Origin of the sequence: Lipingzhangella halophila, from assembly GCF_014203805.1 — a bacterium.
Classification (GTDB): domain Bacteria; phylum Actinomycetota; class Actinomycetes; order Streptosporangiales; family Streptosporangiaceae; genus Lipingzhangella; species Lipingzhangella halophila.
This window is the reverse complement of the sequence record NZ_JACHJT010000001.1, coordinates 5818468-5830872: the sequence shown is the minus strand read 5'-3', so window position 1 is coordinate 5830872 and position 12405 is coordinate 5818468. Positions and strand designations below refer to the sequence as shown.

The 12405-nt window shown below is 61.0% G+C and carries 15 protein-coding genes and 1 tRNA gene; 9 read left to right on the top strand and 7 right to left on the bottom strand.

Annotation, left to right across the window (positions count from 1 at the left end):
* The first annotated feature begins 217 nt into the window (after positions 1–217).
* The 7 genes from F4561_RS26520 to F4561_RS26490 all read left to right on the top strand — a co-directional run bounded on the left by F4561_RS26520 (position 218) and on the right by F4561_RS26490 (position 5808).
* The gene (locus tag F4561_RS26520; RefSeq protein WP_184582789.1) at positions 218–634 is read left to right on the top strand and encodes a plasmid replication, integration and excision activator; all 417 of its coding nucleotides are present in this window, start codon (positions 218–220) and stop codon (positions 632–634) included.
* Positions 634–909 (top strand): hypothetical protein, encoded by a 276-nt coding sequence (locus F4561_RS26515; protein ID WP_184582787.1) that lies wholly within the window; start codon positions 634–636, stop codon positions 907–909. Before F4561_RS26520 ends, F4561_RS26515 begins: the two co-directional genes overlap by 1 nt.
* Positions 910–1111: 202 nt before the next feature.
* Positions 1112–1291 (top strand): hypothetical protein, encoded by a 180-nt coding sequence (locus tag F4561_RS26510; protein ID WP_184582785.1) that lies wholly within the window; start codon positions 1112–1114, stop codon positions 1289–1291.
* Positions 1291–2733, top strand: a complete 1443-nt coding sequence (locus F4561_RS26505) for an FtsK/SpoIIIE domain-containing protein (protein ID WP_184582783.1) — start codon at positions 1291–1293, stop codon at positions 2731–2733. Before F4561_RS26510 ends, F4561_RS26505 begins: the two co-directional genes overlap by 1 nt.
* A complete protein-coding gene (locus F4561_RS26500; protein ID WP_184582781.1) occupies positions 2733–4400 on the top strand; it encodes a replication initiator in 1668 nt (555 codons plus the stop codon). The genes F4561_RS26505 and F4561_RS26500 overlap by 1 nt, the downstream gene beginning before the upstream one ends.
* A complete protein-coding gene (locus F4561_RS26495; protein WP_184582779.1) occupies positions 4400–4624 on the top strand; it encodes an excisionase family DNA-binding protein in 225 nt (74 codons plus the stop codon). Before F4561_RS26500 ends, F4561_RS26495 begins: the two co-directional genes overlap by 1 nt.
* Positions 4624–5808: a tyrosine-type recombinase/integrase gene (locus tag F4561_RS26490; protein WP_184582777.1), complete on the top strand. Its 1185-nt coding sequence runs from the start codon at positions 4624–4626 to the stop codon at positions 5806–5808. Before F4561_RS26495 ends, F4561_RS26490 begins: the two co-directional genes overlap by 1 nt.
* Positions 5809–5909: 101 nt before the next feature.
* Here F4561_RS26490 and F4561_RS26485 read toward each other — a convergent pair.
* From F4561_RS26485 to F4561_RS26455, 7 genes are all read right to left on the bottom strand, one after another.
* A tRNA-Gly gene (locus F4561_RS26485) sits at positions 5910–5980 on the bottom strand.
* Between the two features lie 297 nt (positions 5981–6277).
* Complete coding sequence (locus tag F4561_RS26480) at positions 6278–6451, bottom strand: DUF397 domain-containing protein (RefSeq protein WP_184582775.1); 174 nt, start codon at positions 6449–6451, stop codon at positions 6278–6280.
* A complete protein-coding gene (locus F4561_RS26475) occupies positions 6448–7203 on the bottom strand; it encodes a helix-turn-helix domain-containing protein (protein ID WP_184582773.1) in 756 nt (251 codons plus the stop codon). The genes F4561_RS26480 and F4561_RS26475 overlap by 4 nt, the downstream gene beginning before the upstream one ends.
* Before the next feature lie 874 nt (positions 7204–8077).
* Positions 8078–8338, bottom strand: coding sequence for a hypothetical protein (locus F4561_RS26470; protein WP_184582771.1), 261 nt, complete (start codon positions 8336–8338; stop codon positions 8078–8080).
* Positions 8319–8627, bottom strand: a complete 309-nt coding sequence (locus F4561_RS26465) for a hypothetical protein (RefSeq protein WP_184582770.1) — start codon at positions 8625–8627, stop codon at positions 8319–8321. Before F4561_RS26465 ends, F4561_RS26470 begins: the two co-directional genes overlap by 20 nt.
* A complete protein-coding gene (locus F4561_RS26460; protein ID WP_184582768.1) occupies positions 8620–9090 on the bottom strand; it encodes a hypothetical protein in 471 nt (156 codons plus the stop codon). The genes F4561_RS26465 and F4561_RS26460 overlap by 8 nt, the downstream gene beginning before the upstream one ends.
* Complete coding sequence (locus F4561_RS26455) at positions 9087–9617, bottom strand: hypothetical protein (protein ID WP_184582766.1); 531 nt, start codon at positions 9615–9617, stop codon at positions 9087–9089. Before F4561_RS26455 ends, F4561_RS26460 begins: the two co-directional genes overlap by 4 nt.
* Before the next feature lie 174 nt (positions 9618–9791).
* On the opposite strand from F4561_RS26455, the gene F4561_RS26450 reads away from it, so the two are divergent.
* Positions 9792–10244: a hypothetical protein gene (locus tag F4561_RS26450; protein WP_184582764.1), complete on the top strand. Its 453-nt coding sequence runs from the start codon at positions 9792–9794 to the stop codon at positions 10242–10244.
* Positions 10245–10247: 3 nt separating this feature from the next.
* Entirely contained in the window at positions 10248–10469 is a 222-nt protein-coding gene (locus tag F4561_RS26445; protein ID WP_184582762.1) for a hypothetical protein, read from the top strand.
* The last annotated feature ends 1936 nt before the right edge of the window (positions 10470–12405 follow it).

Here is a 12405-nt window from a genome sequence, read left to right as displayed (position 1 = left end):
ATGTAGTGATCCCGTCCCCGGCCTGTGCCCGATGCTCTCCAGTAGTCCAGGAAAGCAGTCGTTGGGGGCTGGGATGGCCGCTCTACCGCTTCGCCAGTCGGGAGACCGGATCACTGGCATCCAACTTCGAGACATGTTATACATGCATCGATTCTTTCGCGGGATGCCCGCGAGGAAGCCGTACTGACGCGATCGATCGAACGAACAGGGGTAACTGATGGCGATTCAGGGTGCGTTGCCGGTGGCCTTCGGCGCGGTGTTCCCGCACGGGGCCTATGCGCTGGGGGTGGAGGCGATCACCGACTTCGAGACGAAGAAGCCCCAGATGGACAAGGACACGGGCTTGCCCTTGTGGGCCGTCGACGTGATCGACGCCGATCCGGAAGCACGCGGTAAGGCCAAGAGCGTGAAGGTGAAGGTGGCCGCGGAGGTGTGCCCGACCCTGCCCGATGAGGTTCCTGGGCTGCCGTTTCGCCCGATCGAGTTCGAGCGCATGTCGGTGATGCCCTACGTCGATGACAACGGGCGCCGTCCCCGGGTGGCCTACTCGTTGCGGGCACGCGGGGTGAAGTCCCCGGGCGGAGGCGCTAACGGCCGTAAGCCGGCTGCGACGGCGGGCAAGGAGACGAGCTGATGAACGACACCTCGTGGGCCGACTTCGGGATGCGCGTTCACGCTGAGGCCCGGGTGCGATGTCACCGCTATGCGGCGGAAAAGCCGATCCTCGCGGTCGATGATCACTACGTGCACCTCAGTGTGACACCGGTCGACCGGTCCGCGGTGGTCACCGATGCTGACGTGGCCTTTGCCCGCCAGCTTCGTGATGCCGCGCTGGCCTACCACGCGGAAATCCAACGCCTGGCCGACGCGGGCCACACGGTTCCTGCCTCGGAGCCCGGGGTGGCCTGACCTGTAAGCGGGGCGGCCAGATGTTGGCGCATCCCGGCCGCCCCTTTCTCCCCTGCCAATCCATGGCTGCCAACCAACGAACCTTAGGAGAGGTGTGCTCATTATGGCTGATCAGCCCGCACGGGTGACCACGCGTGCGAACAGTGGTCTCCCGGCCGTTCGTCACGAGCGACCCGTTTCTTACGCGTGTTCTGAGGTGGATGTGCGGGTCGGCGCGCTCGCGGTCCTGGAGCAGGTTGCCGCGCAGGCTGACTCTCCGGAATCGCGGGTGGCCCTCGCTGCGGCTCGCGCGGAGGTTGCCGTGGCCCGTGCCGAGGTCGCCGCTGGCCTGGCGCGCGATGAGGCGGAGCGTTTCGCCAGCAACGCCGGAGGTGGTCGGTGATGTTCAACAGCAGAAACGCCGGGGCTACCCAGGTGCAGCCGACCAGCCCGGTTCCCGCGCACGCGATTCGGTTTCGAACGCCGGTGGTGGAGACTCCGGCGGTCTTCCTCATCACCCGGTGGGTGTGGCGTCTGCTGCGCTCGGTGGTACTGGCGCCGTTCCGGTTCCCGGTCGCGGTCTCCACGGTCGCCGGGGTGGTGGCCACCGTTCACTATCTCGGGTGGGTGTGGCTGTCCCTCGGTGTCGCGCTGTCTGGTGCGGGCCTGGCCGGGTGGTGGTGGCGCTGGCCGTTGTCGTTTCGCTCGCTGGTGGTGTTGCGGGCGTTGGCTACGTGGCGGTGGTTGTGGGTCTACCGGCGCCATTGGCAACCGGTGCTGGTGGTGGCCGGGTTGGCCGAGTCGTATCAGGAACGCCAGTACCTTCCCCAAGTCAAGAGTGTGACCTGTTCGGAGTGGGCCGACCGGGTCCGGGTGCGCCTGGTCGCCGGCACGTCCCCGGCAGACGTCGAGAACCGGGTGGTGGAGCTGGCCCATGGGTTCGCCGCGCCCTCGTGCCGTGTGACGGTGCTGGGTCCGCGTGATGTGGTCCTGGAGTTCCCCCGCCGTGACCTGCTCGCCGAACCCCTCGACGCGCTTCCGATTCCGGATGAGGTGGACCTGTGCGCCCTGCCCATGGGGCTGCGGGAAGACGGCCAAACCTGGCGCATGCGGCTGCACGGTACCCACGTCCTGACCGTGGGCGTCACGGGGGCCGGTAAGGGCTCGGTGATCTGGTCGGCGATTCGCGCCCTGCTGCCCGCGATCGACGACGGCACGGTGCGGGTGTGGGCGATCGATCCCAAACGCATGGAACTGTCCTACGGGCGGCCCCTGTTCGCCCGGTATGCGGACTCGGCGGAGACTTCGGTGGCGCTGTTGGAGTCCGCGGTGGAGCAGATGCAACAGCGGGCGGCGCGTTACGCCGGGCGCCAGCGCACCCACACCGCTACCGCCGATGATCCGTTCGTCGTGGTGATCCTCGACGAGGTGGCGTTTTTGACCGCGTACCACCCCGATCGGGACATCCGGCGGCGCGCGGAGAACGCCATTGCCACCCTGACCAGCCAGGGGCGATCGGTGGGGTTCTGCGTGCTGGCCGCGCTGCAGGACCCGCGCAAAGAGGTCATGAACCTGCGCAACCTGTTCCCCGACAAGGTCGCCCTGCGCCTGGACGAGGCATCCCAGGTGGACATGGTCCTCGGCGAAGACGCCCACGAGCGAGGCGCCAACGCCCACCTGATTACCCCGGATGTCCCGGGGGTAGCCTTCGTGCGCCTGGAAGGCTCCCCGATCCCGGTACGCGTGCGGGCCGCCTACGTCACCGACGACGACATTGCCGCCATGGTGGCCGAGTACGGCCCCTCTCCCGGTCTGCGGTCGGTGCCCGGTGAGGGAGTCGCCTGATGCCCACCCCTACCGGCAAGACCACCCGCGCCGAACGCCAAGCCCAACCCCTGGCCCGGGAAGTCGCCGAACAAGTGGCCACCGACAAGGGCGTGTGCATCCGGCCCGTGAGCCTGCGCCGCACCACCCTCGATACGGGTGAGTCCGAGATCGTGGATGTGCCCTGCGGGTCCACCCTGGAGAGCCGGTGTCCGGCGTGCGCGAAACGCAAGCGCTCAATCCGGCGCACCCAATGCGAAGAGGGCTGGCACCTGGAGCAGGAACCCACCGTCACACCGGATGATCCTTCCGAGGTGCAACGCGCGTGGGTCGAACGGCGGGCGATGGTCACCGCCGAGCGGGACCGGCTCGCCGAATCGGGTGCGACCGACCCTGACCAGGTGGCCGAGCTGGACGCGGCGATTGCGGACCTGGACGCCGAGATCAGTGCCTCGGGTATGCGTGGGTCGGTGGATCCCGGCTCCTCCTCGTCGGGCCGTGCTCGTCGGGTGCGCTCCACGCGGCGTCGTCAGGACGCCCCTGATCTTCCCAAGCGGCCCATGGCACGGAAAACCGTGGGGCGTGCGTTCGAGGATCCGGACACGGGCCGCGTCTTCCGTCCCTCGCTGTTCGTGACCCTGACCCTGGACTCCTACGGGCGCGTGCGCTCGGACGGAACCCCGGTGGACCCGTCCACCTATGACTACCGGCGTGCCGCACGCGACGCGCTGCACTTCTCCAAACTGGTGGACCGGTTCGTGCAGAACCTGCGCCGCGTGGCCGGGTTCGACGTCCAGTACTTCGCCAGCGTGGAACCCCAGAAGCGGTTGGCGCCCCACCTGCACATGGCAACCCGCGGCACCATCCCCCGATCCGAGCTGCGCCAGATCGCCGCCGCCACATATCACCAGGTGTGGTGGCCCTCGGCCGACGAGGCCCTCTACGCGGGGGAGAACCTTCCGGTCTTTGACGAGGCGACCGGGAACTACGTCGACCCGGCAACTGGGGAAGTGCTGCCCACCTGGGAACAGGCCCTCGATGCCCTCGACGCGGCCCCGGACGCCGAACCCTTCCACGTGGTCCGCTTCGGGCCACAAGTGGACGCGAAAGGCGTCGTGGCCGGCACCGAGGATGCCGACCGGTGCGTGCGCTACCTGGCGAAGTACCTGACCAAAGACATCGCCGACTGCCACGAGATCACCACCGACGCCCAAACCCGCCACGTCGAACGGCTCGTGGAAGCGCTGCGGTTCGAACCCTGCTCCCCGCGCTGCTCCAACTGGCTGCGCTACGGCATCCAACCCGACGGCGCCCAAGCCGGGATGCGCCCCGGGTTCTGCCGCTCCAAAGCCCACAAGCGAGAACACCTCGGCTACGCCGGCCGCCGCGTCCTGGTGTCCCGAAAGTGGTCCAACAAGACGTTGGCTGATCACAAAGCCGACCGCCTGACCTGGGTCCTGGAAACCCTCGGTGTCGACCCCAACGACGAGGACCAAGACCAGGGCGCCGCCGTCCCCTTGCGCGCCTCCTCCGGCAACCACATCTGGGAGTTGGCGCGGCCCACCGACCCCGACGTCCCTCCTCGCGAACACCGCCTCCTCCGCGCGGTCGGCGAAGCTTTACACCGCCGCGCGCAACTGGACTCCGCTCGGCAACACGAACACTCGGCAACGGAAAGGGCTGCGTGATGGCGTCGAAGAGCACGCGTGCCGCTGGTCGGCTGCTCACTGTGGCTCAGGCGGCCGAACGGCTCAACACCAGCGAGCGCTACCCCCGGCGGCTGATCGAGGAACGCCGCATCGCGTACGTCAAGGTCGGGCGGCACGTGCGCATCCCCGAGTCGGCCCTTGACGATCTCATCGCTTCCGGCCTCGTCGAGCCGGTCACGCTGCACGTAAGGAGGGCCGCGTGATGGCATCGAATAAGCGTCGCTTCGGCAGGGTCCGCAAGCTTTCCTCGGGGCGCTTCCAGGCGCGCTATCCCGGGCCTGACGGTGTGGATCGTCCGGCGCCGTTCACCTTCGCGACGAGGAAGGAAGCGGACCGGTGGCTGACTCTGAAGGAAGCCGAGATTACCCGCGATGGCTGGTTGGACCCGAACGCCGGTGAGGTGCGGTTCCGGGACTACGCAGACGAATGGTTGGGCACCCGTGAGCTGACAGTGAAGACAGAGACGACCTATGAGGGCCTGCTCCGGCTGCACCTGAACCCGACATTCGGGGACATGAAACTGAAGGACATCAGAGAGTCTGACATCCGCAAGTGGCGGGCGGCGCGACGAAAGTCAAAGAAGGGTAAGGGGCAGGCTCCCAAGGCGTACCGCCTACTGCGGGCGATCTTGAACACGGCGGTGCGGGACAAGCTGATCCGGGAGAACCCGTGCCAGATCGAGGGCGCCGGACAGGAGTACAGCGAGGAACGCCCGGTGTTGTCGGTGGCCGAGGTGTTCAAGCTCGCCGATGCCATCAACCCTCGGTACCGGGCGCTCGTTCTTCTCGCGACGTTCGGCAGTCTGCGGTGGGGCGAGCTGGCCGGTCTCCGGCGGCGCAATCTCGACGTTGACAAGGGCACCGTGACCGTCCGCGAGACCGTCTATGACGTCGGGGAGCTGGTCAAAGGAGCCCCCAAGTCTCGGGCGGGGTACCGGACGGTGCGACTGCCCGGCCTGATCCGAGACGACCTGAGGCGACACCTGGACAAGTTCGCCGCGCCTGGTCCTGATGGGTTCGTGTTCGTTGGCGTCAAGGGCAACCAGCTCCGGCGATCCAACTTCTCGAAGTACTGGGCGGACGCCTGCGAGGCCGCTGGGATCAAGGACGTGCACCTGCACGACCTGCGGCACACCGGCAACACCTACGCCGCTGAGGCGGGCGCCTCGCTGCGGGAGCTGATGAACCGGATGGGCCACTCCAGCACGCGCGCGGCGCTCGTATACCTCCACGCACGGGACGATCGGGCGCGGGAGCTGGCCGACCGGTTGGGGGAGCGCGCGGCTAAGGAACTGGAGGACGCGAGTAGCGCTGATGACGAGAGTGACGACCGCGCCAACGATCACGACGAGGGCGACGACCCTCCGGCGGTCGGGGCTCTCGTCTGAGCATCGGGCACGTAGCGGGCACGCGGGCCGCTCCGGACCCCTCACACGACTAAGGCCAGGTCCCCGGAATCCCCGGTGTGACCTGGCCTTTTGCTGCTCGGAGCGGATGACGGGAATCGAACCCGCGTTATCAGCTTGGGAAGCTGAAGTTCTACCATTGAACTACATCCGCGTGTGCCGGCCCGGTTGTGTGGGCTGCCAACGTTGGTAAGCGTACCTGAATCATGGCGGTCGGCGGTAACCACTTTCGGCGTTTCGGGGAGTCTGGTTGGGGCGCCGGTGCGGGGCTGCCAGCAGGTAGGTTCTGGAGCGTGCTGCTCTCCGACCGCGATATCAGATCCGAAATCGAGCATGGGCGGGTCACGATCGACGCAGGTCACCCCAGGAACCACGAACCACGGACCCTCTTGGTTCCTGATAACAGGCAGACCGTATAGCACGCCCCATGACCCGGCAACCAGACCCCCGGCTACAGCTCGCTCGCCTCTGCCACAAACGCCTGCCACTCCGCCACAGGGAACGAAAGGTGACCCTGATCACGGTGCTGTGAGTCTCTCACTTGCACTTCAGCATCCGTGCTGCGGCACTCGACACAGTTCGCCCCGGAAGACGAGTACGAAGACTTGTGCCACTGGTTACTCAAAGCATCTCCTCTATCATCCTCAGCGACTGGTCAGCGGGGAGTGCCGCACCCAACGCCTGTTTCACCAGCCCGTTCATACGAGTGGGGTCGTTGTAAATCATATTGCCGTCCACGTGGTCACTTGACGCGACGGTCTCACCGTTCAGCAAATGAAAGATCAGCAACATTGACGTAACACCCCATAACAATGTCCCGGTAGGAACCAGGTGCACCCGGACCCGATCCAGCCCCAGTAGGTGTTCCGCCTGCTCCCTGCGTATGCGTTCCGGGACATATGCCAGGGCGGTTTGAGGGAAGATCGCAGTAACACGAGGATCGTTGGTCTTGCGCAACTGGGAGTAGCGACCGCACCGAAGCGACACTAGGCGGTCCACGTCCCTGGGAGAGCTGCCTATCAGCCCTTCCTCAAAGATCAACCGAGCGTAGCCGGGAGACTGCAGCAGCCCCGGTATCAAGTGCGGGGAGACGAGTTCGATCGACTGGGCAGCTTCCTCAAGCCGGGAAAGATCTTTCATGTACTCCGGAACTGGGGTCCCGTCCCGTGCCACCTGCCAGGCACGCAGTAGCTTGCCCCGTGAACCGGTTGCACTGTCCAGCAGCTCGACATAGTCGCGTTTCGGGAGGGTTGCACCCCTCTCCCAGCGGCACAGTGAAGCCGCAGACGTACCGACCTTGTTCGCCAACTGCCGCTGGGTCAAACCCGCATACTCACGTGCTTTGCCCAGTAGTGTCCGAAAATCTTGTTCCACCACGTTCCGAACCTAGCCGGGCTGTTCCGTGCACCGCCAGACTCTTACTAGAAGCCGGCACTCACGAGCGCAACAGCGCCAGTGGGCGGCACGCTGCTGGGATGGAACACCTACACGCGATTCATGAACTCCGCAAGGCATTCAACGAACGAGGCATCCGGGTCGTTGGTGCTCACGGGTCACTGATAGCCGCAGGTACGGAAATACGGCTTGAAGAACAGACCTGGGCGTTCAAGATGTCAACCGGGGAGACGCGTTACATCGCGATCCTGCCGGACACAATCGAACACACCGTGGACGTCGTGCTTAGTGACGCGGACCCTTCCAAGATTCACAGATGACCCTCACAACCCTTACAACAAGCCCGGGGCGTGCCACCTCGGGTTGTGCAGTCCCTAACATCACTGATTCCAGCGTCATCTCAATTCCTCCCAACAAAAAGAAACCCCCTCTGGTTCGTGACCAAGGGGGTTTCCGGTATTTGAGCACCTACCTGTCAGAGGGGTTGCCTCCGACATTTTCACTATACAATAACCAGGACCAGATCCTCAGAAGCACAAGCCGGGAAAACTCCCGAGGATCTGGTCCTGGTTCCCTGGGGCAAGGCTGGGGTAGCCCCGGGGTTTCCTCGCCTGCGACATGACCCGGAACAAGGCGAGGTTTTCGGGAAAGCTGTTACGCAGTAAGGTCCTCAATAAGACCTGCCAATGCGCCATCGCGAACATGCCCAACGGGTCGTGACGGAACGCTAGTGGTCGTGGTGAGATCCGCTAGCCCTTCTGATTCTCGGCAGGCATTAAGCAGGGCAAACTTGACGCTATCAGCCGTTGCCCCCCTGCTGGTGAGCACTTCAAGAACGGTGAGAAGTTCACCTGTGTCAATTGTCTTCGTGGCCATTGTGTTCTCCTTTTTTCAGCCGATCCTCTATTCGTTCAAACAGAGTGAGTATTTCTTCGGTTTGCTGTGCATCCAGGTCTTTCAAGTTGATCTGGATACCGCTTTTAATATCCTCGGCTGATTTGATTGGAGGCTTATTATGGAAGAACCGAAGTTGCGCCCACAAACGAAGTTCATCTTCTCCCGGGTCGCGGGCAAGCAAGCTATTAACCTCCCGGGCATTAACCGTTACTCGACTCACGGTCCCGCTCCTGTTCCAGCTCTTGCTGTACCTTCTCCAGTCTCTTGAGTTCCTGCGAGGAAAGGTTTTCGAGTGTGAGTGTGGCGCCTGTTGGCTCATCATCCCCGTTGTCCTTCTCTTCGAGCTTGATCCTTAGCAACTCGGCATTAACAGAGGCGTTAGACAAAGCCGCGTACACCTGTGCTGTCGCGATTAGTTGATCCGGGGTTACCGGGGCATCGCCCAGTGCTGCGAGGAATTTGAGCGACGCTTGTGTGTAGTGGTGAAAATCGTCTAGGGGCTCATTCACGGCTGCCTCCAACCTTCTTTAGCTCGCTATTAGCAACCTTCAAAGAATCAACAAGGTTATCCACGACCATGCTGGCGTGAGCAGCGTTGACCCTTGGAACCGAACCGGGACCCGGGTAGTGCTTACGTCCGTCTCGGGAGCGGAGAGCGTTCAAGGCATCCAGCGCTGATTTCTTGCCATTAGCTCCTGAAGCGACGTACGTCAAGAACGAGTCCAGCGAAGCTGTTTCGATTCGTACGGTGTCCGGGTTGTCAAGCTTTTGATACAAAGGACCTCTGAAGACACCGAGGACCCTGTTGCGGACCTCGGTGGTACCAGTAGCCGGGGCTTCCCCGTGGTACTGGTTAAAGCTGTGAACCGACCCCTGAAACTTTCTTAGCAGTGAAAGCCCGTTGGGTGCTGCCAGGGCAGCCATGAAAAGGTGTTCAAGGTTCTGTGCTTTGAAGCTGGCGGCTTTAGTCACTCGGAATCACGTCCTTCGCTAAGACGTCGCCGGACCTCATTAGCCGGCTCTTCCCTGTTCTTTTCCGCAATACGGCGACGACGTTGCTCGATTCGATCGTGAGCGGAAAGTTCCTCGGACGGCTTGTCCGTTTTCTGTGCACGAAAACCGCTGTACTGTGCGAGAAGCTTCTCGCCCGCCGTCAACGAGTCGTACTCTTTTTGACTGTCAGGACGAAGATGAGCCCTGTCCGCCGCTGCGTTGCGGTTCTGTTGCTCAACGACCTCGCGCTTCTGTTGCTGCCGGGCGTCATCGATCTTCGCGTTGCGTTCGTGGATGATTTGAAAATCCGCTTTCTTTTGCGCCGCCATGAGCGGGAAATCTCGGCGCAGGTATTCGCGGACAAGCTCATTCCGGCGTTTGTCCTCGTTGTAGGCGCCCTTGTTAACAGTTTCCCCAGTCGAGTTTCCCGACATGTGATTGACCCATTCAGCGCGCCAATCCTTGTTGGGCTCTTCCTCGGGCTCCGGTTGCATTGTCTTGGTCATAAACAAACCTTAAGTGTTGGGTTGGACCCGACCCAATGAGCCCTCGTGTGGATGTAGAAACAAAATCATTGGGTCAGGTCCGAGTAATTTTGTCTCACCAGAATTACCTACTGCAAATAGTGTAGCATAAAAGAATGGACAAGAACCATTTTTCATGATGGACAGGAGTAGAAGTTGACAAAGAATGAAGACCGGGTTCGGGAATGGATTGTGAAGAAGGTACGGGAAGTCGGCACCGTCAAGCTGTACCGCCTGATCACAGCCATGAACAGCCGTGACAGGCACCTTTTCAAGCCAGCTCTGGAAGCCGCTGTGAAAGACGGTCGTCTCACTATGGTCGGGAAGACAGTAATGGCAGGTGATTCCGTGCACGCGCTCGGAAGAGATCTCCATGTCGAGTCTGTGGGCGAGTACATCGTGACTCGAAGAAATGGCGAGGTAGCCAGCGTAGACGGCTGGGGCTATCACTTTGAAAAGCAGGCTGGTGTCATCGCTGTGTTCCACAGTCCGCAGCTTCTCTACATTCCGGACTCAGACATGCGGAGTATCGAGCAAAACCTCACAGGAGTGTGTGGATCGTTGATCGCCCAAGAGGTCTCAGTGCTTCTCAAGAGTGACTGGAGTTAATCCATGGATCACGAAGAGCGACGCAAGAACATTCAGATCAACGTTGATGAGCTGTTCAGAGTCGCCCCGGTATGCCCCCAGATCGTCGACATGCTCGCCGAGACTCATTGGATCGAAAGCAACGGGGTCTATTGGCTCAAACCTTTAATGTACAAATACGAGCAACAGCGGATTTTAGAGTATGCGAGACCCCCCAGGAACGCCTATTTGCCCCACGACCCGTGAGCCCGGACCTTAGACACAGGGGATGAATCTGGCGCTGTGGTCCCGGCTAAAGGGTCTGGGGGTTTCCACGGCTTTTTTGGGCGGATTTTGATCGCTGAGAAGCGAAAATCCGAAAATTCGATCGAAAATCGGCTCTGAGGCCGGAAAATCGACTTTTGAAGCCTAAAAAGCCAAAAAATCGATCATTTTGGCTTCTGAACGCTAAAAAGGACCAAAATCGATGAAAATTGGTCTCAAAACCCTTATGAGCGGTCTGAACAGCTCTGCAAGAGCTTCCAGCGTCGACTTGCTCGCCTAAACCGGGGCAGAGGGCGACGCGTATGCGTGTACGGGCGGGGGAAATCCTCAAGCGTTCGTTCGCGAGCGTCTTACAGGGATTTCCGCTGCCAGAAACCAATATGCCAAACAGCAAAGCCGAGGTCAAGGATTTGGGCGAGGTTTTTCAAGGAAAAACGGTACTGACTAGTCCCGGTTAGTCTTGAGGGACCTCTCCAGCCCTCTCTCTTACATCAAAACGCACTATCATTACCCCTTATTATAAATAAATTCTTTTTCACCTGCGAAGGTAAATATATAACTAGTAGGTGTAACTATAGACAAGGAGTAAGGGAACAGGATACAGACAGTGAGACGCTGGAAAAAGTGTGTGTGATACGAGCCTTAGAGAGAGCTGCCAGGGGTCTAACCGGACTACCAAGACTAGTACTTTTTACACCCGGTGTAATTTTGACCCCGAGCCGGAGCCCTGCCCCAGACTCAGCGGCTACACCGATGGCTCGGGCTCTGGGGTCAGTGGGTGATTCTCAGAGTTTTGTGGATTTTGCCCCGGGGGATCACACCGGGGAAGGGCTCTGCGTCCGTCTCAGGGGCACTGGGAGGGCTTCTAGGGGCATCTGACAGCTTGGTGTGAGCACAGCTTTTGAGTTGAAAAATGAAGAAACCATAAAAATCCAGTCCGTCCCCCCGAACCTGGTTCTATAATTGGCGACCCCTCGTTGGGTCCCTACCCGATCCGGAAACCATGGGGTACTGGCCCAGGACCAGCCCCGATGACCCGATCCAGAGCCGTCTCCAGAGCCCCTGGGAGCCAAAATCCGGTTCTGGGAAGGTCCTAGGTCCTCTGGGGCATCAAAAAGTCGTCTGAGAGCGTTGTGAGCCGATTTTGAGCGTGTGAGCCGCTGTGGAGTCGTGAGAAGCCGCTGAGACCGACTTTTGGGTCCCATATCGCCTCAAAACACGAAACCGAGCATGCGAGGACCTTGTGTGGATCGACCTTGCCATGGCTTGCTTGGTTGGGCGATCGAGTGACCGTGATCGATGATCGAGGAAAGCGATTGATGATCGAACGAGGACGTTGTCGATCAAAGCAAAAGAGGAAAGCAAAAGAGGAAAACGGTTTCGATCCTCTTTTCCAAATCAATTAGTTATTTATCAATGAAACTAAGAAACCATTGAATCAATCAACAAGATCCTTGACATGATCAACGATCATGAGCATGATCTATGCATCTTGGTGCATAGTCTTACCGCATATTCATACGAGTCATGTCGATATGAGTGGAATGTCCCTGTATGACTGCATAATCTACGCGACATAATGTACGATCTCGGCGGAATCAAGTGGTGACTGTACTAATGGGAAGCCATGGCTCACTGAACCGGACGCTGTGAGACTGGGAGCATGACCCTGCCCCATGGCCCAGGCCCTTAGTGGCAAGGGCAGTCACGGCAACTCAAGGCACGGGCATGGGGCGAGGTCCTTAGGGGCATGACCGCTCACCTATTCCCGGGAAAAGAGAGCCACTGTGCCAGTGGGTGTGACGCCTGGGGGACACGAGCGGGTACCCGGAGACAAGAGTGGGGGTCCACCCCCCCGGGACACAGAAAGGGTGGACCCCCGTGATAGGACACCGCCCTGCCCCCCAGCTATTGGGCG